Raw genomic sequence first — 21,474 nt, forward strand, 5'->3', positions numbered from 1 at the left:
CATGCAGATAAGGATACGCAAGACCCTCCTAGGCGTCTTGCTGGCCCGCCACCAGTTCTTCCCTGTGGCGTTCCTTGTCTTTGCGGATACTGTCCAGGATACCATTCACAAAACCACCCGAATCCCGGGTGCCGAATTTTTTGGCAAGGTCTATGGCCTCGTTGATGGAGACCTTGTGGGGAATATCCGCCATATACAGCATCTCGAAAACCGCCATCCGCAGCACATTCCGATCAACACGCCCCATGCGGGGGATACGCCAGTTGCTGGAAAACGCCTCAATGGTACGGTCAATTTCTTCCATATGCGTCACAACACCCTCGACCAGGTGTTCAAACAAGGTCAAGGTGGCCTCTTCGGGAATGAACACATGACAAAACAAAGACTTGATCTGTTTGGAATAGTCACCCCGAAGATCCATGGAGAACAGAAGTTGCAAGGCCTGTTCCCTCGCCCTACGCCGGTATCCCATCAGGCCTTGTCCACCACATCCATGAGGTTGGCCATTTCAAGGGCGGCCACAGCGGCGTCAAAGCCCTTGTTCCCTGCCTTGGTTCCGGCGCGTTCAATGGCCTGCTCAATGGTGTCTGTGGTCAGCACACCAAAGATCACAGGCACACCCGTTTCCAGCATCACCTGCGCAATACCCTTGGCAGCCTCTCCGGCCACGTAATCAAAATGGGGGGTTGCGCCGCGGATCACGGCTCCCAGACAGATCACCGCATCATAAGAACCCTTAGCGGCCATTTTTTTAGCCACAAGGGGCACCTCATAAGCGCCGGGCGCCTTCACAATGTCAATGGCGTCTTCGGAAGCGCCATGGCGCACCAAGGCGTCCAGCGCACCGCCCACAAGGCGTTCTGTGATAAAATCATTGAATCGTGTGCATACAATGGCAAAACGCTTACCATCGGCCCGTAACTGGGCTTCCAGAATCCTTGGCATGTTCTTGTTTCTCCTTATCAGGTCAAAGAGCAAAGGCATTATAGGGTTTTGGGGTCTGGGACTAAGACCGCGTGCGCATGGGATGAAACCTTTTAAGCCCCTGTGTCACAAAGGAGCAAGGGTTCCATACCCTGAGGTATCAGGTGTCTTTATCCACCAGAGTGAGCAGATGCCCCATCTTGAGCTTCTTGCACTCGAGATAGCAACGGTTCACATCATTGGATTCAATTTCAATGGGCACCTGATCCACAATGCGCAGACCATATCCTTCAAGGCCTACCATTTTTTTGGGGTTGTTGGTGATGAGACGCATTTCACGGATCCCCAGATCCACGAGAATCTGGGCCCCAATGCCATAATCCCGCATATCCGGCTTAAAGCCCAGTTTCTCGTTGGCTTCCACCGTATCCAGGCCCTCATCCTGGAGGTTATAGGCTTTCAGCTTATTCACAAGACCAATGCCTCGGCCTTCCTGGCGGATGTAGAGCAGGACGCCGCAACCTTCCTCTTCCATCATCTGCATGGCTTTTTTCAGCTGATCCCCGCAATCACAGCGCAGAGACCCGAAAATATCCCCTGTGAGGCACTCAGAATGCACCCGTACGAGAACGGGCTTTGAAGAGTCGATCTCGCCCTTGATAAAGGCAATGTGCTGATAATCATCAATGGCGTTTTCATAGACCACGGCCCGGAAATCTCCGGCAAAGGAGGTGGGAATGCGGGCTTCCACCTGACGCTGGACAAAACTCTCCGTGCGCAGGCGATAGGCGATGAGGTCCGCCACCGTGCAGATGCCAATGCCGTGTTCCTCGCTGAAACGCTCCAGAGAAGGCATGCGGGCCATGGTGCCATCATCGTCCATGATCTCGCAGATCACCCCCGCAGGCTTCAGTCCTGCAAGGCGGGCTAAGTCCACGGACCCCTCAGTCTGGCCGGAACGGACAATCACCCCGCCGTCCTTGGCCCGTAAGGGAAAGATATGGCCCGGACGCACCAGATCCCTGGGCCTTGCCCCATCCTTCACAGCCGCCAGGATGGTGGTGGCACGATCTGCTGCGGAGATCCCCGTGGTCACCCCTTCCCTGGCTTCAATGGATACGGTGAATCCCGTACCAAAAGGCGAGGTGTTGTTCGTCACCATCATGGGAAGATCCAGGGCATCGCACTTTTCCGCTGTCAGGGAAAGACAAATCAGCCCTCTTCCGTACTTTGCCATGAAATTGATGGCTTCCGGCGTCACCTTCTCCGCAGCCATGGTGAGGTCGCCCTCGTTTTCCCGATCTTCGTCATCGGCCAGAATGACCATTTTTCCGGCCCGGATATCTTCAATGGCCTGTTCTATTGTGATCTTCGGCATGAAACCTTCCTAAACCTCTCCATGTGAGTCCTGACCTGCCACCGGCAGAGCCTGCTCACAAAAACCCGTTTTTCGCCAGAAAGGAAAGATCTATCCCACCAGACTGCGGCGGGCTCTCCTCCTTCGCCCCAGAGGGCATGGTGATCAGACGTTCAATATATTTACCCACAATATCCGTTTCAATGTTGACACTTTCCCCCACAGCCCGCCCTCCCACGGTGGAAAGCCCTGCGGTGTGGGGAATGATGGAAACGGAAAAGCGGTCCCTTCCGCAGGTATTCACCGTAAGGCTTGTGCCGTCCACAGCCACGGATCCCTTGGGAATCAGATAGCGGGCCAGGGAAGAGTCAATGCCGATGGTGATGAGGATGGCGTTACTCCGGGTTTCCCTGGAAAGGATACGGCCTTCCCCGTCCACATGACCTGTGACGATATGCCCATCCAGGCGGGAGGAAAGGGTCAGGGCCCGCTCCAGATTCACCCGCTCTCCCACCCGTGCGATCTTAAACCGGGATCTTGCCACAGTCTCCGGCGCCACATCCACGGTAAAACGACGGCCCTGGAGCGTCACCGCCGTAAGGCAGGCTCCGTTCACCGCAATGCTGTCGCCGATGCGGGTACCCGTGAGGTCAAAATCCGCCTCCACGGTCATCCGCCGACCCTCACCTGCGGGAAGAAGCTCCCGGATGGTTCCCATACCCTCAATAATTCCCGTAAACATCCCTTACAAAACTCCCCTCGTATTCGATGAGGCCCCAGAAGGGGGCGGCAACAGGGGACGCCCTTCCACCCGGATGTCCTCGCCCGTACGAAAAACTTCCATGCCTTCCAGGACAAGGCTCTGGGCCATGCGCTGAGGGCCTGGGCCATCCAGCACCGGGATGCCATCGCCGCCCAGGATCTTGGGGGCATAAAAGAACACCACGTGATCCACGATGCCACTTCGCAGAGCCGAGGCCGCCACACGGCCGCCCCCTTCGATGAGCAGACTCTGCACCCTTCTTCGGGCCAGAAGGGGCAAAAGGCCCTGCATATCCAACCCTTCTCCCCTGCGGGGAAGCTCCAGAATTTCCGCCCCCCCTTCAAGAAAGGGGACCTTCTTCTCCGCCGTCGTTCCTTCGGCGCAGACGAGAACCGTAGCAGAATCACTTTTCTGACGCAACACCTGGGCGTCCGGGGAAATGTCCAGGGTGGAGGCCAGCACAATGCGGAGGGGATCCCGCCCCCCGCCTTCGGGAAGACGGCAGGTGAGACTGGGATCATCAGCCCGCACCGTGGCGCTGCCCACCAGAATGGCATCAAGGCGCTGGCGCAGGTAGCGATGGCACCACTCTCTGGACTCAGATCCCGTCACCCATTTGGAATCCCCGCTCCGGGTAGCCACACGGCCATCCAGGGTCATGGCGCATTTCAACACCACATAGGGAAGCCCGGTCTCCACCATCTTCAAAAAGGGGGCGTTCAGTTTTCTGGCCTTTTCTTCACAGAGTCCCACCTCCACCGTAAGCCCCGCAGCCCGAAGCTTCTCCTGGCCGCCTGCGGCCTTGGGATTGGGATCGGCCATGGCCATGACCACCCGACGGATTCCCGCCTTGAGGATGGCCTCCGTACAGGGGGGGGTCTTGCCGTAATGGTTACAGGGCTCCAGAGTCACATAGATCGTCGCCCCCCTGGCCCCATCCCCGGCAGCAGCCAGGGCATGTACTTCCGCATGGGGACCGCCATAGGCTTCATGCCAGCCCTCGCCCACCACCTTTCCATCCTTCACCACAAGAGCTCCCACCAGGGGATTGGGAGAAGTACGGCCCGCGCCCCTTTCAGCCAACTCCAGGGCCCTTTCCATGAAAAACAGATCGTTCATGCGTCCTTTTCCCGGATGAGAAGGGATTTCAACTCCTCCACAAAGTCATTCACATCCTTAAACTCCCGGTATACAGAGGCAAAACGCACATAGGCGATGGGGTCCAGGTCGTGAAGCCAGACCATCACCCTCTCCCCCAGGGTGCGCGAGGCAATCTCCCTTTCACCCGTCTCCCGGAGATCCCGCTCCAGTTCGTCCATGAAGTTTTCAATGGCATGGATGCTTACATTCCGCTTCTCACAGGCCCGCAGAATACCGTTGCGCAGCTTTTCCCGGTTGAACTTCTCCCTGCGACCATCCTTTTTGACAATCATCATGGGAATTTCTTCAACCTGCTCATACGTGGTGAAGCGGCGGGAACAGGAAAGGCATTCCCGCCGTCTGCGGATCATGTTGCCTTCCTTGCTCAGGCGGGAATCAATGACCTTGTTGTCCCCTTCCCCGCAAAACGGACACTTCATACGGCCTCCTTCATGGCGCATGCTGCCCCTGTGGGGCAGAAAAACAAGGTGACAGCCATGGCGCAAGACAGCCCCAAACTAAAAAAATCATGCTGCCAGCATCAAAAGGCCTGCCCCTTACCCGGAACAGGCCTTTTTCAGGAAAATATTCTTTCCAGTGGAATCCCCGCCTCTTCCAGCATCTGCAGACTTAAAGGATCCGCATATCCCTGCTGGAAACAGATGCGCACAATACCGGCATTGATGAGCATGCGGGCACAGATGGAACAGGGCTGGGTGGTGCAGTACAAGGTGGAGCCCAGAATGCTCACCCCATGTCGGGCCGCCTGGATAATGGCGTTCTGTTCCGCATGAATGCCCCGGCAGAGTTCATGCCGCTCTCCCGAAGGCACTCCCATCTGTTCCCGCAGGCATCCCGTCTCATTGCAGTGCCGCACCCCGCCCGGAGCGCCGTTGTAGCCCGTGGAAAGCACCCGTTTGTCTTTTACCAGAATGGCGCCCACGGCCCTGCGCAGGCAGGTGGATCTGCGGGCCACAAGGGTGGTGATGTCCATGAAATAGGCATCCCAGGAGGGTCGTTCCTCTGTCATCTCTCTCCCTTTTTGAATCCGTGAGGCCCGCAGCAGGGCTTAATACTGAAACAGGGGGAACCGGGCTGTCAGGGCGCTGACTTCCTGGCGCACGGCCGAAATTTTTGCCGCATTGCCGGGGTTTTTCACGCAATCTGCAATCCATGCGGCAATGGCCTGCATTTCAGCCTTGCCCATGCCCCGGGTAGTCATGGCCGCAGTACCGATGCGGATGCCTGAGGTCACAAAGGGGCTGCGGGTTTCAAAGGGTACGGTGTTCTTGTTCACCGTGATTCCCGCCTGTCCCAGTACCGCCTCTGCCTCCTTACCCGTGATGCCGATGTTGGTCAGATCCACCAGCATGAGGTGGTTGTCCGTACCGCCCGATACCAGGTTCAGCCCTGCATCCATGAGGCCCGAAGCAAGGGTGGCGGCATTGTCCACCACCCGCTTCTGATAGGCCTTGAATTCCGGGGCCAGAGCTTCCTTGAATGCAACCGCCTTGGCCGCAATGACGTGCATGAGGGGCCCACCCTGAATGCCAGGAAAAATCTGCTTGTTAAAGGTGGCTGCCATATCCGTCCCCGCCAGGATCAAACCGCCCCTGGGTCCCCGCAGGGTCTTGTGGGTGGTGCTGGTCACCACCGTGGCATGGGCGATGGGAGAAGGGTGCAGACCTGCGGCCACAAGGCCTGCAATGTGGGCCATATCCACCATCAAGAAGGCATTGACGGAAGCGGCTATGGCTGCAAAACGCTCAAAATCAAGAATTCTGGGATAGGCACTGGCGCCTGCCACAATCATACGGGGACGCAGTTCCTCCGCCTGGCGCTGGAGCGCATCATAATCAATGCGACCCGTTTCCCGGGACACGCCATAATGGCTGAACGGATAGAGCCTTCCGGAAAAATTCACAGGCGAGCCATGGGTCAGATGTCCGCCATGGGAGAGATCCATGCCTAACACCCTGTCTCCGGGCTCAATGAGGCCAAAATAACAGGCCATGTTGGCCTGAGAACCGGAATGGGGCTGAACGTTGGCATACACGGCGCCAAAGAGCTCCTTTGCCCGGTCGAGGGCAAGGCTTTCCGCCTCATCCACAAACTCGCATCCACCGTAATAACGCTTGGCAGGATAGCCTTCTGCGTACTTGTTGGTCATGATGCTACCCTGGGCTTCCATGACTGCGGGGCTCACGATGTTTTCCGATGCGATCAGCTCCAGGTTTCCCCGCTGCCGCGCCATTTCCCTGTCCATGGTAGCGGCAATTTCCGGATCCACCGCGCGAATGTTTTCCATATCCACCGTCTTCCTCCTCACACACAAGGGCCCTTAAACGCCCCCATTGAAATGATCCAGCCGCGTCTGGTGGCGTCCGCCTTCAAAGGGCGTATCCAGCCAGGCGTCCACAATGGCGCAAGCCAGCACATCGCCCAGCACCCGTCCCCCCAGCACAAGGACATTGGCATTGTTGTGGCGCCTGCTCATGCCCGCAGAAAAAAGATCGTTGCACAGTGCAGCCCGCACATGGGGAAAGCGGTTGGCCACCATGCTCATGCCAAGGCCCGTACCACAAAGAAGGATTCCCCGCTCCGCCCGACCTTCGGATATGGGGCGGGCCACACGCATGGCATAGTCTGGATAATCCACGGACTCCCGGCCATGGGCCCCCATATCCTCCACGGAAATTCCTCGGCCGCGCAGGTGGGCAGCCACAATGTTCTTCAGATCCACAGCCGCGTGGTCACTGGCCAGCAGCAGGGTTGACCTGTCCGTCATGTCGGGTCTCTTTCTGTGCCGGAGTCCGCCGTCATCAGCAAGGAGGCATTGGTACCGCCAAAACCAAAGGCATTGGTCAATGCCGCCTCCACAGCACGCTTCCGGGCTTTTTTCGGAATATAGTCAAGGTCACAGGCCGGATCCGGATGATCCAGATTCCGGGTGGGCGGCAAAATACCGTGAAAAAGTCCCAAAGCGCTCACACCTGCGGCAAAGGCTCCCGCAGCCCCCAGAAGGTGGCCCGTCATACTCTTTACAGCGGAAACGGCCAGCGTTTGCGCATGCTCACCAAACACCTCTCGGATGGCCCGGGTCTCACACACATCGTTTAACGGGGTTCCTGTACCATGGGCATTCACCCAGCCCACCGTTTCCGGTGCCAGCCCTCCGTCCAGCAGTGCCCCGGTCATGCAGGCGGCCATGCCCGCACCTTCCGGCTCTGGTGCTGTGATATGATACGCATCACACCCGGAGTCATAGCCCCGGATACGCGCATAGATCCTTGCCCCACGCGCCCTGGCCTTATCCAGGTTCTCCAGCACGAGAAAACAGGCGCCTTCCCCCACCACAAAACCATCCCTGTCCTTATCAAAGGGACGACTGGCAGCTTCCGGCGCATCGTTTCGGGTGGAAAGGGCCTTCATGGCAGCAAAACCCGCAAGGCAGGTGCGGGTGACAACGGCCTCACTGCCTCCGGCCAGCATCACATCGGCATAACCGTCCCGGACACGGCGGAAGGCTTCTCCCACGGCATGGGCACCCGCAGCACAGGCTGTGGCAAAGGTCAGGTTGGCCCCCCGCAACCCCAGGTGCATGGCCACCATGCCACCGGCCATGTTCCCGATGAAATGGGGAATCAGAAAAGGACTCACCCTTCCCGGCCCCCGTTCCGCCATGATTCGGAAGTTCTCCTCCATCACCTCAAGACCGCCGATGCCACATCCCACATAAACTCCCGTGCGCCCATCCCTGGAAAGCTCTTCACCCAGGGCAGCGTCCTCCAGGGCCATACGGGCCGCAGCCACGGCATAGGCCATGAACAGGGGTGTTCTTCTGGCTTCCTTGCGCGGCAGGTAATCTTCAGGACGAAAGCCCCTGACCTCCCCCGCGATGGTGGCGGCAAGGCCTGCCGTATCAAAACGGGTAATGGGCCCGATACCTGAGCGCCCTTCCAGAAGGCCTTCCCAGGTACTGACCCCATCCAATCCCAAAGGAGAGACCATGCCGATTCCCGTTACCGCCACCTCACGCAGCGGAGGCCTGGAAAACACGGTCGCTGTCATCAGAGGGATTCCAGAAAATCAATGACGTCTTTCACCGTGCGCAGTTTTTCCGCCTGCTCATCGGAAATATCCACATCAAAGACATCTTCCATGCTCATCATGAGCTCTACCAGATCCAGGGAGTCCGCGCCAAGGTCTTCCACCAGAGAAGCTTCGGGAACCACCTCGTCAATATCCACATCCAGCTTTTCCGCAATCACCTTCCGGACCTTATCCTCAACGGACATGCGACCCTTCCTTTCTTTAAAAAAAGTTCCTCCGGGGAGTCCAGGCAGCCTTACCTTTCCACCCTTCCCCAGCACAAAAAACGAAAAGGGGTCAAGCATTTCCCAAAACGCAGGGAAAAAACACTCCAGACCCCTCCTTTCTACGCCCAGGCCCGGGCCTTACGGCCCCCAGGCATCAGGCCTCCATATCGGTCAGAACCGTGCGTCCTTTGTATGTGCCGCAGCTTCTGCAGGCCGCATGGGACTGTTTGGCCTCACCGCACTCCGGGCACGCTGCAATGTTGGGCGCAGCCGTTTTTTTATGCGTACGGCGCTTGTCTCTTCTGGACTTGGATGTTCTTCTCTTGGGTACAGCCATATCAATCTCCTGAAATTATTTACATTTTTTAAAAACCAACCCTCAACCCCCACAAAACCGCGACATAATAGCCGTTTTCCTATGGGAATTCAACGGATGCTGTCAAGTTTTTTCCAATATGCCCCTTGTCCCAAACCGGAGGCTTGTGGTAACTCTCCTTGTTTACGCACCCTTTCCGGTGCAGAAGAGATTTTTCGAGCCAACCGCAAAACCGAGGTTTACTGTGAGCGATACCATCATCACCCGCTTCCCGCCAAGCCCTACGGGCTACCTTCATGTGGGCGGTGCCCGAACCGCCCTTTTCAACTGGCTTTATGCGCGCAAAACCGGCGGTAAATTCATCCTCCGCATTGAAGACACGGATATCCAGCGCTCCACCCAGGAATCCGTCAATGCCATTTTCGAAGGCCTCAACTGGCTGGGCATTGACTGGGACGCAGGCCCCTTTTACCAGACCCAGCGCTTTGATGTCTATAAGACCTACCTCAACCAACTGGTGAATGACAAAAAGGCCTATTACTGCACCTGCTCTCCGGAAACCGTGGAAGCCATGCGGGAAAAGGCCAGAGCTGAGGGCCGTAACCCCATGTACGACGGGTCCTGCCGCCACAAAAACCTTGCTCCCCAGGATGGTGCCGTGGTGCGGCTTTGTACCCCGGATACGGGCAGCACCCGCATTGACGACATCATCAAAGGCCCCATTGCCATTCCTAACACGGAAATCGATGATTTCATTCTCCGCCGCAGTGATGGCGTCTATACATACAATTTTGCCGTGGTGATTGACGACCTCACCATGGACGTCACCCACGTCATCCGGGGAGACGACCATGTGAGTAACACCCCCAAACAGATCCTCATTTATGAGGCTCTGGGCGCAAAAGTCCCCAAATTCGGCCATGTACCCATGGTTCTGGGGCCCGACCGCACCCGCCTTTCCAAACGCCACGGTGCCATGGGTGTCATGGAATACCAGAAAATGGGCTTTCTTCCCGAAGCCCTGCTCAATTACCTGGTACGCCTGGGCTGGTCCTACGGCGACCAGGAATTTTTCACCATAGAAGACATGAAAAGACTCTTCAGCCTGGAGTCCATCGGCAGATCTCCCGGGGTTTTTGACATGGAAAAGCTCACAGCCCTCAATGCCGAGCATATCCAGAAAAGCACACAGGAAAGACTCAGGCCCCTTTTCCTGGAGCAGATGCAGGCCCTCTGCATTCCCCATGACCCCCAAGACCCGAGACTGAACGCCATCATCACCCTGCTCCAGCCGAGGAGCAAAACCCTGGTGGACATGGCTCAACAGGCAGAAAGCTTCTTTGTGGCTCCATCGGCCTATTGCGAGGTCGCATCCAAGAAAAACTTCAAGGCTGAGAGCCTGGATGTGCTTAAAAAAATCCGGGAAAAACTTACAAAAACAGAAGACACCTCCGAGGCCGCCATGGAAGCCCTTCTGCACAGCGTATGCGAAGAAATGGGATTGAAACTTGGCAAAGTGGGTGGACCTTTACGGGTGGCCCTCACCGGCAAGGGCTTCAGCCCCGGCATGGGAGAAATGCTGGCCCTTCTGGGGAAAGAACGCACCCTGCCCCGCCTGGATGCGGCCATTGCCCACCTGGAAGCCAAGGGGTAAGGCATGTTTCATACGAAATCCTGAAAAATGTCCCTTGCCCATTTTCTCAAAAAACATTTTTTATGCTTGACAGGGTCCAGGTTTTTCTCTAGTTTAAGTCGCGTTTGCAGAGGGGTCGTCTAATGGTAAGACTACGGACTCTGACTCCGTCTATCGGGGTTCGAATCCCTGCCCCTCTGCCATTTTAAAAGAAAAGCCACCTCCGGGTGGCTTTTTTGCGTTCACCCTTCCATCTCCCCGCCGCCCTGTTCCGGGATATACCCCAAAACCCGCCCGCTTTTTTAAAAATTCCGCATTTTTCCCCCATGCGTCTACCATTTTTTTATTCCGTACTTATACTTCCATGGGTTATAAGGAAGCCGGACTGCAAACCTGCCCGCAAGGGGCGGACAACCATAGGAGAGCATTACGCATGTGGGATTATACGGACAAGGTTCGGGAACATTTCCTGAACCCAAGAAATGTTGGCGAAGTGGCCAATCCGGACGGCATTGGGGAAGTCGGCTCCATTGCCTGCGGAGACGCCCTGAAACTCACCTTCCGCCTGGGAGAAGACAAAAAAATTGCAGAGGCCAAATTTCAGACCTTTGGCTGCGCCAGCGCCATTGCCTCTTCCTCCGCCCTTACGGAAATGATCATCGGAAAAACCCTTGAGGAAGCAGAAAAAATCAGCAACGAAGACATTGCCGCCTTCCTCGGAGGCCTGCCCAAGGAAAAAATTCACTGTTCTGTCATGGGACAAGAAGCTCTGGAAAAAGCCATTGCCCACTACAGGGGGGAACCAGATAAAGTCCTTGAAGGTGAAATTGTCTGCCACTGCTTCAACGTCACGGATGTGGAAATCATCAGAGCGGTGAAGGAAAAGGGTATCAGCACCATTGAAGATATGACAGGCTACCTCAAAGCCGGCGGCGGTTGTGGCCACTGTCACGAAGAAATCATGAACCTTATCAGCAAAAGCCGGGGCATTGCCATCATGACCCCCAAGAAACCCGCATCCGGCCTCACCAATCTTCAGAAAATCCGCAAAATCGAAGAAACCCTGGAAAGCGAAATCAAACCCGCATTGATCCGGGACGGAGGCAATATCGAGCTTGTGGATGTGGATGGCAACCGGGTTCTGGTGCGTCTCCAGGGTGCCTGCGCCACCTGCTCCAGAAGTCGCATTACCCTGAAAGATCACGTGGAAGCCAGGCTTCGCACCCTGGTCGCCCATGACCTCGTGGTCGAGGAGGCCTGAACATGACGCCTATTTACCTGGACAACAACGCCACCACCAAAGTCGCACCCGAAGTCATGGAAGCCATGCTTCCCTATTTTACGGAACTCTACGGCAACCCCTCCTCCATGCACACCTTCGGCGGTCAGGTGGCCAAAAACCTCAAAAAAGCCCGAGAAGGCGTTGCCTCCATCCTGGGTGCAGCAAGCGGGGATGAAATCCTGTTCACAAGCTGCGGCACAGAATCCAACGCCACAGCCGTGCATGCCGCCATCAGGGCTTTTCCCCAGAAAAAACACCTCATCACCTCCACGGTGGAGCATCCCGCCATCAAGACCCTCTTTGAGCGACTGGGTAAGGAAGGCTTTCGCATCACCGCCATTCCCGTGGACAGCCGGGGGCGTCTGGACATGGATCTTCTGGAAAAAAGCCTGGATGCGGATACAGCCCTTGTCAGTATCATGTGGGCCAACAACGAGACTGGCACCCTTTTTCCCGTAGAAACCATTGGCAGGCTCTGCCGCCAGAAGGGCATCCTCTTTCACACGGACGCCGTCCAGGCCGTGGGTAAAATCCCCATGCAGCTCAAAGATATGCCCGTTGACCTGCTTTCTCTCTCCGGCCACAAGCTCCATGCACCCAAAGGCGTTGGTGCTCTCTATATCAAAAAAGGCACCCCCTTCACTCCCTACCTGGTGGGGGGGCATCAGGAGCATGGTCGCAGGGCGGGTACGGAAAACGTCGCCTCCATTATCGGTCTCGGTCAGGCCTGCGAGTTGGCCATCTCCAAAATGAAAGAAGAAAATACAAGGGTGAAAGCACTCCGGGACAGACTGGAGGGCGAGCTCCTCAGACGCATTCCCAAATGCTTTGTCAACGGAGATCTTGACAACCGCCTGCCCAATACCTGTTCCATCAGTTTTGAGTACATCGAAGGCGAAGCCATCCTTCTCATGATGAATCAGTATGGTATCTGCGCCTCTTCCGGTTCCGCCTGCACCTCAGGATCCCTTGAGCCCTCCCACGTTCTCCGCGCCATGGGCGTTCCCCATACCGCCGCCCACGGCACCATTCGATTCAGCTTAAGCATCTACAACACGGATGCGGAAATTGATGCGGTCATCCATCATCTCCCGCCCATTGTGGCAAGGCTCAGGGAAATGTCCCCTTTCTGGACAGAAACCTGATAACCCTGGTAAGTTCCGGTTCCATGCGGTTTCCGCACACCGGGACTTACCTTGTCACAAGCCCAGAGCATAGGGGAAACGGTGCGCCTCACAATCAAAAAACCTCCCCAAAGGCGAGGCGATTCATGCAAAGCCTTCCACGAAACGGCGCAGACGATTTTTATCCGGAGGCACCACGTACAAAAAGGAACAGCCCAGCCCCATATGTTCAAACCCCTCTGAAACCGCAACCCAGACCACTTCCAGCACAGCAGGGGCTGTGAGAATCCGCACCTGATGGGGGCCTTCCAGACTCTTCATGCGGAAACGATCCCCTTGGTTGATCGTGAAATCAGAACCAACCCGCAGGGTCATGGCCAGTCCCCCCTCGCTGATGTTGAGAACCCGGGCCGGAACAATCCACTCTTCGGCCACCCACAGCTCACCGGCCACAGCATCCTTTGAGGAGAAGTAGACACGGGTCCACCTTCGATTTTCTTTCATGCCCAGCCTCATGCATTCAGGTGTTGAAAAGAAACAGAATGCATAAGCTTACCCTTTTTTACCATGGGCCGCCAGCCCGAAAAGCGCCCATCCCACAGCTCCTTTCAGGTCTGACCGATTCTTTCCCCTCTCATCCCCCCAAAAGCCTTCCGTGGCGTACCAGCCCCACAGCCAGGATGGCCGCGGTCTCCGTTCTCAGGATACGGCTTCCGAGACTCACCGCAAGGGTCCCCACCTCACCCAGAGCCGCCACCTCATCCCGCTCCCATCCGCCTTCCGGACCCGTCACCAGCACCACAGTCCCACCGGGCCAGGAGCCCAAAGCTTCGGCCAAGGATCTTTCCCGCTCCCGTTCATCCAGCACCACACAAAGCCCTCCCTGATCCAAAAAAGAAAGCAGATCCGAAAACTCCCCTACGGGAAAAAGGGCAGGAAGACAGGGCCTGCGACACTGCCGTGAAGCTCTTTGCAGGAGCTGGGGCCACCTGTGGGATTTTTTCTGTCCGGCATCCCGCATTTGAAGGGTGGATGAACGGCGGGACACAAAAGGAAAAATTCCATCCACTCCCAGCTCCGTCGCCTTTTCCAGCACCAGCTCAAAACGCTCCTTCTCCGGTAAGGCCGGGCAGAGAAACAGCTCCGGTTCCACCGGAGGAAGACCCAGATCCTCAAAACACACCGCAGCCTCCAAGCGGCCCCTTTCTCCCACCATCCGCGCCCGGAAAAGACGACCATCCGGCGCACTTACCGTCAGAATCTCCCCCGGCCGCGCCGCCCAGGCGCTGAGGGCCTGGGCGGCCTCTCCGGAAAAGGCCACGGCCTCTCCCAGTTTTCCGGGGTTTTTCCCCAGCAGGATACGCGACGGAGGCCCTCCCCCATTCAGGCACTTCTCTTTTCGATCCATTTTCCCCAACCTCCGTCTCTCCATAAAAAAAGGACCTCTCCTTCACGAAAAGGCCCTTTCACACCTTAAATCCCATGGATACGATCACCTTGGGCGAGGCGACCTGAGCCACAAGCCTCGCCCAGCTCCATCAGGCTTCTTTCTGCGCGCCCTCAAGAAAATCCGGCTGAACCCAGGCAGGTCCGGGATACGCATAAAACCCCTTGCCCGTCTTCACACCCAGCGCACCCGCATCCACAAAACGACGCAGGTAGGCCGCATTGGCCTTTGCCTGGGATGCCTGGGTCACATTCGCCCAATAATCCGTGATCTTCCACACGGTCTCAAGACCCACCTGGTCCATCATGCCAAAGGGGCCGATGGGCATCTGCATCACCCCCATCCAGGAACGGTCCACATCTTCGGGTTTGGCCACGTCCCGAGCCGCCAGGGTCAGAGCGGAACCGAGAAGGGACATGAACATGGCATTGAACACATATCCCGGATTTTCCTTTTTCATCTCAATGGGGATCATCCGGATGGCACGCACAAAATCCCGGATCCCATCCATGGTTTCACGGGATGTTCCCGGATGGGGCATGATATCCACAATCCGGTCCACCTCAGGGTTGTGGAAGTGCAGGGCTGCAAAGCGCTCCGGTCGGCCTGTGGCCTGGGCAAACATGGAAGGCATGAGTGAGGAGGTGTTGGTAGTGAAAATGGCATGCTCAGGGCAAAGGCCGTTCAGTTCGCCAAAAACCCGACCTTTCAGGGCAGGATCCTCAGGGATGGACTCACTGACAAAATCCACCCCCCGCGCCGCTTCCGCCATATCCGTAAAATAAAGAATCCGCTCCAGAAGCGGCCCTTCTTCAAGCGCTGCAACCTGGCCCCGGGATACGGCCTTACGAACCATGCGCTCCATACCTTTACGGGCATCGGCAAGGATCTCTTCGGAAATATCATAGATCCGGGTTTCAAAGCCCACTGCCGCCGTAAGAAGCGCAATCTTCCGACCCATGGTGCCACTTCCAAGGATGAGAACCCTTTGAATCTCCTGCATATAGCCTCCTGTGGTGTAAGCGTTCGAGTGCTGGACTCCCTTGAACCAAAAAATCCCGGACAAAAACCAGGATCCGATGGACCTCTTTTTTTGCGCCGCAACGGCTCACCGCTCAAGCCCCCATGCCCCTGGCAACACAATCCTCATCCGCCCGGATTGCTCAGGGCAGAGGCCGCAGGCAATCCCGGATGCCACCAGTTTCAACGGCTTCCAGAAAGGCGTCTCCGAGCCGACGGCTTTCAGCCACAGCCTTTTTCCAGAATCGCAGCCGACCTGCGTCATCCCCTTCAAAACGGCTGAAATCCTTACGATCCGGAATCCGACCATAGGGCAGGCTGGCCACAAACTCCGGGGATGGGGCCAACAGCAGGACATCGGCAAGATCCATGGAAGAAGCCCGGCGTCTTGGCATTTTCTTATCAAACCAACCCGGTGTCACTTCAGGATAAAAATGCGGGTAAAGAACGATTCCCCCATCCAGGGGCTGGGGAGGAAGGGGATGATAATCCACAAGGCCCCCATCCCGGAACACCCCTGATCCTGCACCCGGAATTTCAGACACCCCGCTCATGAGAAAGGGAATGGATCCCGTTGCCAGGAGGGCGGGCCGCAGATTTTCCGGGCTGAAAGGCACAGCCTCCGCCCCGCCAAAAGCGCCCTGCACAAGGGAGTGTTCGCGACCATCATGGAAAATAACCCGATCAAAGCGACGCACATAAGGGATACGTCCCTTGAGATTCACCGCATAAGCGAGACCCAGCCCCCACCCCAGGGCAAGGGGGTTTTCAGAAGCCAGCCCTCCGCGACAGCGAATTACCGAAAGATGCAGGCGGAAAAGCGGGTGGGAGAGAATTTCCTCAATGGCACTTCGGGGAAGAAAGGCGTCCACAATGCGCAGGGCTTCTTGATCCACATCCTTTCTGCGCACAGGTTTTTTATAGTATTGATGGATATAGGCATCGGCCAGAAAGTCAAAGGCCGCCTGTGCATCCCTACGTGCGGCGGCTGCCAGCTTCCAGGCACCGATGCTGGTCCCGAAGAGGGGAAGGGGCGTGGTTCGGCGCGCCAGAAAATGCCCAAAAACCGCAGCATCCAACCCATGGATGCCCAGCCACTTGGCTGCACCCGATGCCCCCAGAACAAGTCGTACATCCTCTGGCCCCAGCCCCTTCTCACGGATACGCGCATGGGCCCTGGAACCAGCCAGAAAAAGAAGAGAATTTTTCATGAACACCTCCACAGATCTTCACACATGGGAACTCCATGCTCACGGGCCTTTGCCTGATTAAAGCCAAGCATTCGGGTATGTTCAGGGGGTATCCATTCCTTCATGCCCAAGGCCTCCTTCATAGAGAATCCATGTTTCCGGCGTCGCCCCCAGTATGGCGAGGGCTGCCCGGATCATTGCCCGCCTGTGTTCTTCCTCCCCATCACCGAAATGGTGCCGAAAATAGTGGGAGCCTTCGCTTAAGGATAAAAGAGCCGATACAGCTCCGGGAATATCCCTGGTTTGCAAAGCGCCTGCGGCTTCGGCCGCAGCCACCTCCCGTTCCAGAAAACGGCGGTAACGTCGATACAGATGGTGCACCCGCTCGGCCACCTCCCCGTTACGGCGGGCAATGGCCAGAAAGGAGTACACAACGGAAAGGGCCACGGCTTCATACCAGGCAGGTCCCCAGATGGTGGAAAGAATGCGGAGAAGACGCTCACCTGCGGCCCCTTCCTTGGGCAGGCTGCCAATGAGTCTTCCGTAAATTTCCAGAACCCGGTCCACCAGGGCCATGAGCATCTGCTCCTTGGTTCCGAAATAGTGAATCACCAGGCTGGGATGGATGCCCGCCCGCGCCGCAACCTTGGCGATGGAGGCATTCTCAAGGCCCTCTTCCCGGATGGCATCATAAAAAGCATCTAGGATGGCGGGTTTACGTTCCTGGGCATTCTGTCGCTTCCGCAAGTGGATCACCTCCGACATTAATTGAATGACTGTTTAATAAAAAAATCTTTTTCCCGCAAGGAAAAAGGCCTACTCCCCAAAATAAAGGGGAAACTCCCGCTTACGGGCTGCTTCCCCTCCATTGGTATCCGGTTCTCGAGACAGTCTTTTTCGTCCTGTCCCCTGTGCGAAGGAGGCCTGCCTCCTAACGGATATCCCTGAAATACTCCTGGGTATAGCGGACCACCACAGGCGTAAGAATCAGGAGTGCTATGAGGTTGGGGAAAGCCATCAGACCATTGAAAACATCGGCAAGCCCCCAGACCAGCTCCAGCTTGAGCATGGCACCAATGGCCACAAAGGCCACATAAAGGATACGGTAAGGCGGCACGGCCTTGCTTCCCAGAAGGTACTCAATGGATTTTTCCCCATAATAGCACCAGCCCAGCATGGTGGAATAGGCAAAAAGTATAAGACCGATGGTGACAATATAGGAACCAAGACCCGGAAGGGCCAGCTCAAAGGCCCGGGTCGTCAGGGAAGCCCCCGTCACACCCGAAGACCATTCTCCAGTAAGAATCAGCACAAGCCCTGTCATGGTGCAGACCACCAGGGTATCAATGAACGTCTGGGTCATGGAGACCAGGGCCTGGGTCACCGGATGGGCCGTCTGGGCCGCAGCCGCAGCAATGGGGGCGCTTCCAAGGCCCGATTCATTGGAAAAAACCCCCCGCGCCACACCCATGCGGATGGTAAGCATGAGTACGGAACCCGCAAAGCCACCCGTGGCCGCAGTGGGCGAAAAGGCATGGGTAAAAATCAGGGCAAAGGCCGCGGGAATCCTGTCTGCAAAAAGAAGCAGAACTGCCACGGAGGCCAGCATATAGAAGACAATCATAAAAGGAACCAGAATACTCGTCACCTTGCCGATGGTTTTGATGCCTCCCAGAACCACCAGAGCCACAAGGATCATGAGGATGAGCCCCGTACCCCAGACCGGAATGTTGAAGGTGGACTGTACGGCGTCCGCCACGGAATTGGACTGCACCATATTTCCAATACCAAAAGCCGCCACACTGGCAAAAATGGCAAAAAGCACACCCATCCACTTCCAGCCCACGCCCTTGGCGATGTAATACATGGGGCCGCCGCGCATCTCGCCCTTTTCATCCTTTTCCCTGTAGACAACGGCCAGTACGGCTTCGGCATATTTGGTGGCCATTCCCAGGATACCCGTCACCCACATCCAGAAAAGGGCGCCGGGTCCACCGATGGCAATGGCGGTGGCCACACCGGCGATATTCCCCGTTCCCACCGTTGCAGACAGGGCTGTCATCAAGGCCTGAAAATGGGAGATATCCCCTTCTTCATCCCCGTCTTCCTTGCGCTTGATCAGCGCCAGGTACAACGCATGCATGAGGGCCGAAACCTGGATGCCCCGCAGTGCCCAGGTCAGCCAGAAGCCCGTACCCACGAGGAGTACCAGAAGGGGAGCCCCCCAGACATATCCACCTGCCGTATCCACCCACCGTTCCAGGTGATTCAGTATACCCGCATCCATTGACCCAGATCCTCCTTTGATTTTGTTTCAGGACTTCCTAAGAAAAACACCTTCCACGCAGACCCCAGGGAGAACACACCAGCGTTTACAAACCAGACCAGTGCCCTGAAAAATCCCCCGTTCGCTCTGGCGGATTCTTCCTTCTAGAAAAAGCCCCCCCATGCCTCCTGCGCTTTTTTCCAATCGATTGCAGGGCTATAGGGCAGTTTTTCCTGGTACGCAAGCTTTTTGTTCCCCTCCCCTTCACTTTTATGCCTGATTTTATTCGTAAAGCCTCAAAAAAACCTTGCCTGTCTTTTTTCTTGATTGTTTCAATAAATCAATATATCTTGATATAAAAAAACCTAAATACAATAGGAGACATCATGATCCAAACCACGCTCATCGGCTATCCCCGCATCGGACAAAACCGCGAACTCAAAAAAGCCACAGAAGCCTATTTTCAGGGTCGTCTGAGCCCCGAAGAACTTCAGGCCGAAGGCGCGAGCCTGCGCAAAACCCACTGGGAAGACCAAAAAGACGCGGGCATTCACCAACTTGTATCCAACGACTTTTCCTTCTACGACACCCTTCTGGACACAGCCCTGCTCTTTGGTCTTGTTCCGGAGCGCTTCAACACCCTGCCCCAGGATCCCCTCATCCGCACCTTCGCCATGGCCAGAGGGTATCAGCAGGGAGGCCTCACGGCAAAAGCCCTGTCCATGAAAAAATGGTTCACCACCAATTACCATTACATGGTTCCGGAAATTGATTCCTCAAGCCCCATGGATCTCATGGGACACAAACCCATCACCGAATTCCGTGAAGCCCGGAAACAGGGCTTCCATACCCGCCCCATGCTACCGGGCCCCTATACCCTGCTCCGACTCTCGCGTTTTGCAGATGGCATAACGGCCGAAAAAGCCGCGCAAAAACTCATACCCGCATACCAGAAACTTCTGGATGCCCTTGCAGCCGCAGGCGCAGACTGGGTGCAACTTGACGAGCCCTGCCTCTGCCTGGATATGGGGCAAGGGGAAAAGGATTTTTTCCAAACCCTCTACCAAAAACTCACCCGTCCCACTCCCTCCCTCCGCATCCAGGTGCAGACCTTCTTCGGGGATATCCGCGATGCCTATGAAATGGTATGCGCCCTTCCTGTCCAGGCCGTGGGGCTCGATTTCGTGGAAGGCCCCCACAACCTCCGCCTCCTGGAAGCCGTCGGTTTTCCGGAAGACAAAATTCTCGTGGCCGGCCTTGTCAATGGCCGCAACATCTGGCGCACGGCCTATGTTCCCACTCTGGAGCTTCTCCGCAGCATTGAAAAAAACGTCCCCAGCCACCGCATCCACCTTGCGCCCTCTTCCTCCCTGCTCCATGTGCCCTACAGCCTAAGTCCGGAAAACCGCCTTGCCCCAGAAGAACTGGGAATTCTCGCCTTTGCCCGGGAAAAAATGGAAGAACTCGGAGAATTGGCCATCCTTTCCGGCCAAGCCCATCCGGAAACCCACCCCCTCTTCCTGCGCAACCAGGCCCGATTCCAGGACGCAGAAAACATCAACGGCCGCTGCATCCCCGCTGTGCGCCAGAAAACCAAGGGTCTTCAGGATCAGAATTTCCGCCGCCTTCCCGAAGCATCCATCCGCAAAGATTGCCAGAAAAAACGCCTCCAGCTTCCGCCCTTTCCCACCACCACCATCGGCTCCTTTCCCCAGACCCCGGAAATCCGCTCCGCGCGCAGGGCCTTCAGGGAAGGTCGCATGGATCCAACCCGATACACCGACTTTATCCGTGAAAAAATGCGGGAATGCATTGTCCTGCAAGAAAAACTGGGGCTTGATGTCCTGGTGCACGGAGAATTTGAACGCAACGATATGGTGGAGTATTTTGGGGAACAGCTGGAAGGTTTTCGCTTCACCCATCAAGGCTGGGTGCAGTCCTACGGGACCCGCTGCGTGAAGCCCCCCATCCTTATGGGGGACGTCCGCCGTCCCCAGGCCATGACCACAGCACTCTGGCGCCAGGCCCAGACATTCACATCCAAACCCGTCAAGGGCATGCTCACAGGCCCTGTCACCCTCCTGAACTGGTCCTTTGTCCGTGAGGATCTGCCCCAGGAAGAATGCCTTCTGCAGACGGCCCTGGCCATCCGGGAAGAAGTACTCGACCTTGAAACCGCAGGCTGCGCCATCATACAGATTGATGAGGCGGCCCTGCGGGAAAAACTGCCCCTGAGGCGAATCCACTGGCGGGATTACCTGGAAAGGGCTGTCCAGGCCTTCCGCCTCGCCCATGACGGTGTCCGGCCCGATACCCAGGTTCATACCCACATGTGCTACAGTGAATTTGGGGATATCCTTGAAGCCATTGGAGCCCTTGACGCGGATGTGCTGACCATGGAAGCTTCCCGAAGCGCCCTTACCCTCGTGGAGCAGCTTAAGGAAAAACCCTATCCAGGCGATATGGGGCCCGGAGTTTACGACATCCATTCCCCCAATATTCCAGCGCCTCTGGAAATTCTGGCCACGTTAAAAACCCTGCTTTCCGTCATTCCGGAAAAGAATCTCTGGATCAACCCGGACTGCGGCCTGAAGACCCGCTCTCCCCTTGAAACGGAAAAAGCCCTGGAGGCCATGATAACTGCCACTCGACTCTTACGCGAAGAGATCCGGACATCCCCGGAGGCTTAAAGT

22 protein-coding genes and 1 tRNA gene are annotated in these 21,474 nt (G+C 56.6%); 5 read left to right on the top strand and 18 right to left on the bottom strand.

Annotation, left to right across the window (positions count from 1 at the left end; translation table 11 throughout):
- Positions 1 to 28: 28 nt before the first annotated feature.
- The 12 genes from nusB to rpmF all read right to left on the bottom strand — a co-directional run bounded on the left by nusB (position 29) and on the right by rpmF (position 8,840).
- Positions 29 to 472, bottom strand: coding sequence for a transcription antitermination factor NusB (nusB, locus tag RBR60_RS07960; RefSeq protein WP_320355495.1), 444 nt, complete (start codon positions 470 to 472; stop codon positions 29 to 31).
- The gene (gene ribE, locus RBR60_RS07965) at positions 472 to 945 is read right to left on the bottom strand and encodes a 6,7-dimethyl-8-ribityllumazine synthase (protein WP_320355497.1); all 474 of its coding nucleotides are present in this window, start codon (positions 943 to 945) and stop codon (positions 472 to 474) included. The genes nusB and ribE overlap by 1 nt, the downstream gene beginning before the upstream one ends.
- A gap of 139 nt (positions 946 to 1,084) precedes the next feature.
- Positions 1,085 to 2,302 carry a bifunctional 3,4-dihydroxy-2-butanone-4-phosphate synthase/GTP cyclohydrolase II gene (locus tag RBR60_RS07970; RefSeq protein WP_320355499.1) on the bottom strand — a complete coding sequence of 406 codons (1,218 nt, stop codon included), beginning with the start codon at positions 2,300 to 2,302 and terminating at the stop codon, positions 1,085 to 1,087.
- Between the two features lie 55 nt (positions 2,303 to 2,357).
- Positions 2,358 to 3,023, bottom strand: coding sequence for a riboflavin synthase (locus tag RBR60_RS07975; protein ID WP_320355501.1), 666 nt, complete (start codon positions 3,021 to 3,023; stop codon positions 2,358 to 2,360).
- A gap of 3 nt (positions 3,024 to 3,026) precedes the next feature.
- Positions 3,027 to 4,163: a bifunctional diaminohydroxyphosphoribosylaminopyrimidine deaminase/5-amino-6-(5-phosphoribosylamino)uracil reductase RibD gene (gene ribD, locus RBR60_RS07980; protein WP_320355503.1), complete on the bottom strand. Its 1,137-nt coding sequence runs from the start codon at positions 4,161 to 4,163 to the stop codon at positions 3,027 to 3,029.
- A complete protein-coding gene (nrdR, locus tag RBR60_RS07985; protein ID WP_320355505.1) occupies positions 4,160 to 4,624 on the bottom strand; it encodes a transcriptional regulator NrdR in 465 nt (154 codons plus the stop codon). Before nrdR ends, ribD begins: the two co-directional genes overlap by 4 nt.
- A gap of 137 nt (positions 4,625 to 4,761) precedes the next feature.
- On the bottom strand, positions 4,762 to 5,214 hold the full coding sequence (locus RBR60_RS07990) for a cytidine/deoxycytidylate deaminase family protein (protein ID WP_320355507.1): 453 nt from the start codon (positions 5,212 to 5,214) through the stop codon (positions 4,762 to 4,764).
- Positions 5,215 to 5,253: 39 nt separating this feature from the next.
- The gene (gene glyA / locus RBR60_RS07995) at positions 5,254 to 6,498 is read right to left on the bottom strand and encodes a serine hydroxymethyltransferase (protein ID WP_413815452.1); all 1,245 of its coding nucleotides are present in this window, start codon (positions 6,496 to 6,498) and stop codon (positions 5,254 to 5,256) included.
- Between the two features lie 27 nt (positions 6,499 to 6,525).
- Positions 6,526 to 6,972 carry a ribose 5-phosphate isomerase B gene (rpiB, locus tag RBR60_RS08000; protein WP_320355511.1) on the bottom strand — a complete coding sequence of 149 codons (447 nt, stop codon included), beginning with the start codon at positions 6,970 to 6,972 and terminating at the stop codon, positions 6,526 to 6,528.
- Positions 6,969 to 8,255: a beta-ketoacyl-ACP synthase II gene (fabF, locus tag RBR60_RS08005; protein WP_320355513.1), complete on the bottom strand. Its 1,287-nt coding sequence runs from the start codon at positions 8,253 to 8,255 to the stop codon at positions 6,969 to 6,971. Before fabF ends, rpiB begins: the two co-directional genes overlap by 4 nt.
- Positions 8,255 to 8,482, bottom strand: a complete 228-nt coding sequence (acpP, locus tag RBR60_RS08010; protein WP_320355515.1) for an acyl carrier protein — start codon at positions 8,480 to 8,482, stop codon at positions 8,255 to 8,257. The genes fabF and acpP overlap by 1 nt, the downstream gene beginning before the upstream one ends.
- 175 nt (positions 8,483 to 8,657) lie before the next feature.
- The gene (rpmF, locus tag RBR60_RS08015; protein WP_320355517.1) at positions 8,658 to 8,840 is read right to left on the bottom strand and encodes a 50S ribosomal protein L32; all 183 of its coding nucleotides are present in this window, start codon (positions 8,838 to 8,840) and stop codon (positions 8,658 to 8,660) included.
- Positions 8,841 to 9,063: 223 nt separating this feature from the next.
- On the opposite strand from rpmF, the gene gltX reads away from it, so the two are divergent.
- The 4 genes from gltX to nifS all read left to right on the top strand — a co-directional run bounded on the left by gltX (position 9,064) and on the right by nifS (position 12,879).
- Complete coding sequence (gene gltX, locus RBR60_RS08020; RefSeq protein ID WP_320355519.1) at positions 9,064 to 10,473, top strand: glutamate--tRNA ligase; 1,410 nt, start codon at positions 9,064 to 9,066, stop codon at positions 10,471 to 10,473.
- Positions 10,474 to 10,581: 108 nt separating this feature from the next.
- Positions 10,582 to 10,655: transfer RNA gene (locus tag RBR60_RS08025), tRNA-Gln, on the top strand.
- 230 nt (positions 10,656 to 10,885) lie between these two features.
- On the top strand, positions 10,886 to 11,713 hold the full coding sequence (nifU, locus tag RBR60_RS08030) for a Fe-S cluster assembly protein NifU (protein WP_320355521.1): 828 nt from the start codon (positions 10,886 to 10,888) through the stop codon (positions 11,711 to 11,713).
- Positions 11,714 to 11,715: 2 nt separating this feature from the next.
- Positions 11,716 to 12,879: a cysteine desulfurase NifS gene (gene nifS / locus RBR60_RS08035; RefSeq protein ID WP_320355523.1), complete on the top strand. Its 1,164-nt coding sequence runs from the start codon at positions 11,716 to 11,718 to the stop codon at positions 12,877 to 12,879.
- Between the two features lie 123 nt (positions 12,880 to 13,002).
- On the opposite strand, the gene RBR60_RS08040 is transcribed toward nifS, so the two are convergent.
- From RBR60_RS08040 to RBR60_RS08065, 6 genes are all read right to left on the bottom strand, one after another.
- Positions 13,003 to 13,362 (bottom strand): PilZ domain-containing protein, encoded by a 360-nt coding sequence (locus tag RBR60_RS08040; protein WP_320355526.1) that lies wholly within the window; start codon positions 13,360 to 13,362, stop codon positions 13,003 to 13,005.
- Between the two features lie 130 nt (positions 13,363 to 13,492).
- Positions 13,493 to 14,266, bottom strand: a complete 774-nt coding sequence (locus RBR60_RS08045) for an RsmE family RNA methyltransferase (RefSeq protein WP_320355528.1) — start codon at positions 14,264 to 14,266, stop codon at positions 13,493 to 13,495.
- Positions 14,267 to 14,396: 130 nt separating this feature from the next.
- Entirely contained in the window at positions 14,397 to 15,308 is a 912-nt protein-coding gene (locus RBR60_RS08050; RefSeq protein ID WP_320355530.1) for a 3-hydroxyacyl-CoA dehydrogenase, read from the bottom strand.
- 160 nt (positions 15,309 to 15,468) lie between these two features.
- Positions 15,469 to 16,536 (bottom strand): patatin-like phospholipase family protein, encoded by a 1,068-nt coding sequence (locus tag RBR60_RS08055; RefSeq protein ID WP_320355532.1) that lies wholly within the window; start codon positions 16,534 to 16,536, stop codon positions 15,469 to 15,471.
- 81 nt (positions 16,537 to 16,617) lie between these two features.
- Positions 16,618 to 17,262, bottom strand: a complete 645-nt coding sequence (locus tag RBR60_RS08060; RefSeq protein ID WP_320355534.1) for a TetR/AcrR family transcriptional regulator — start codon at positions 17,260 to 17,262, stop codon at positions 16,618 to 16,620.
- Positions 17,263 to 17,446: 184 nt separating this feature from the next.
- On the bottom strand, positions 17,447 to 18,802 hold the full coding sequence (locus RBR60_RS08065) for a sodium:alanine symporter family protein (protein ID WP_320355536.1): 1,356 nt from the start codon (positions 18,800 to 18,802) through the stop codon (positions 17,447 to 17,449).
- Positions 18,803 to 19,167: 365 nt separating this feature from the next.
- On the opposite strand from RBR60_RS08065, the gene metE reads away from it, so the two are divergent.
- On the top strand, positions 19,168 to 21,471 hold the full coding sequence (metE, locus tag RBR60_RS08070) for a 5-methyltetrahydropteroyltriglutamate--homocysteine S-methyltransferase (RefSeq protein WP_320355538.1): 2,304 nt from the start codon (positions 19,168 to 19,170) through the stop codon (positions 21,469 to 21,471).
- Positions 21,472 to 21,474 lie beyond the last annotated feature (3 nt).

Origin of the sequence: Desulfobotulus sp. (assembly GCF_034006065.1) — a bacterium.
Classification (GTDB): Bacteria; Desulfobacterota; Desulfobacteria; order Desulfobacterales; family ASO4-4; genus Desulfobotulus.

What these genes read in the sequence shown, in the direction of transcription:
- nusB (WP_320355495.1), bottom strand. Translation starts at nt 472, where the DNA reads ATGGGATACCGGCGTAGGGCGAGGGAACAGGCCTTGCAACTTCTGTTC.
- ribE (WP_320355497.1), bottom strand. Translation starts at nt 945, where the DNA reads ATGCCAAGGATTCTGGAAGCCCAGTTACGGGCCGATGGTAAGCGTTTT.
- RBR60_RS07970 (WP_320355499.1), bottom strand. Translation starts at nt 2,302, where the DNA reads ATGCCGAAGATCACAATAGAACAGGCCATTGAAGATATCCGGGCCGGA.
- RBR60_RS07975 (WP_320355501.1), bottom strand. Translation starts at nt 3,023, where the DNA reads ATGTTTACGGGAATTATTGAGGGTATGGGAACCATCCGGGAGCTTCTT.
- ribD (WP_320355503.1), bottom strand. Translation starts at nt 4,163, where the DNA reads ATGAACGATCTGTTTTTCATGGAAAGGGCCCTGGAGTTGGCTGAAAGG.
- nrdR (WP_320355505.1), bottom strand. Translation starts at nt 4,624, where the DNA reads ATGAAGTGTCCGTTTTGCGGGGAAGGGGACAACAAGGTCATTGATTCC.
- RBR60_RS07990 (WP_320355507.1), bottom strand. Translation starts at nt 5,214, where the DNA reads ATGACAGAGGAACGACCCTCCTGGGATGCCTATTTCATGGACATCACC.
- rpiB (WP_320355511.1), bottom strand. Translation starts at nt 6,972, where the DNA reads ATGACGGACAGGTCAACCCTGCTGCTGGCCAGTGACCACGCGGCTGTG.
- fabF (WP_320355513.1), bottom strand. Translation starts at nt 8,255, where the DNA reads ATGACAGCGACCGTGTTTTCCAGGCCTCCGCTGCGTGAGGTGGCGGTA.
- acpP (WP_320355515.1), bottom strand. Translation starts at nt 8,482, where the DNA reads ATGTCCGTTGAGGATAAGGTCCGGAAGGTGATTGCGGAAAAGCTGGAT.
- rpmF (WP_320355517.1), bottom strand. Translation starts at nt 8,840, where the DNA reads ATGGCTGTACCCAAGAGAAGAACATCCAAGTCCAGAAGAGACAAGCGC.
- nifU (WP_320355521.1), top strand. Translation starts at nt 10,886, where the DNA reads ATGTGGGATTATACGGACAAGGTTCGGGAACATTTCCTGAACCCAAGA.
- nifS (WP_320355523.1), top strand. Translation starts at nt 11,716, where the DNA reads ATGACGCCTATTTACCTGGACAACAACGCCACCACCAAAGTCGCACCC.
- RBR60_RS08040 (WP_320355526.1), bottom strand. Translation starts at nt 13,362, where the DNA reads ATGAAAGAAAATCGAAGGTGGACCCGTGTCTACTTCTCCTCAAAGGAT.
- RBR60_RS08045 (WP_320355528.1), bottom strand. Translation starts at nt 14,266, where the DNA reads ATGGATCGAAAAGAGAAGTGCCTGAATGGGGGAGGGCCTCCGTCGCGT.
- RBR60_RS08050 (WP_320355530.1), bottom strand. Translation starts at nt 15,308, where the DNA reads ATGCAGGAGATTCAAAGGGTTCTCATCCTTGGAAGTGGCACCATGGGT.
- RBR60_RS08055 (WP_320355532.1), bottom strand. Translation starts at nt 16,536, where the DNA reads ATGAAAAATTCTCTTCTTTTTCTGGCTGGTTCCAGGGCCCATGCGCGT.
- RBR60_RS08065 (WP_320355536.1), bottom strand. Translation starts at nt 18,802, where the DNA reads ATGGATGCGGGTATACTGAATCACCTGGAACGGTGGGTGGATACGGCA.
- metE (WP_320355538.1), top strand. Translation starts at nt 19,168, where the DNA reads ATGATCCAAACCACGCTCATCGGCTATCCCCGCATCGGACAAAACCGC.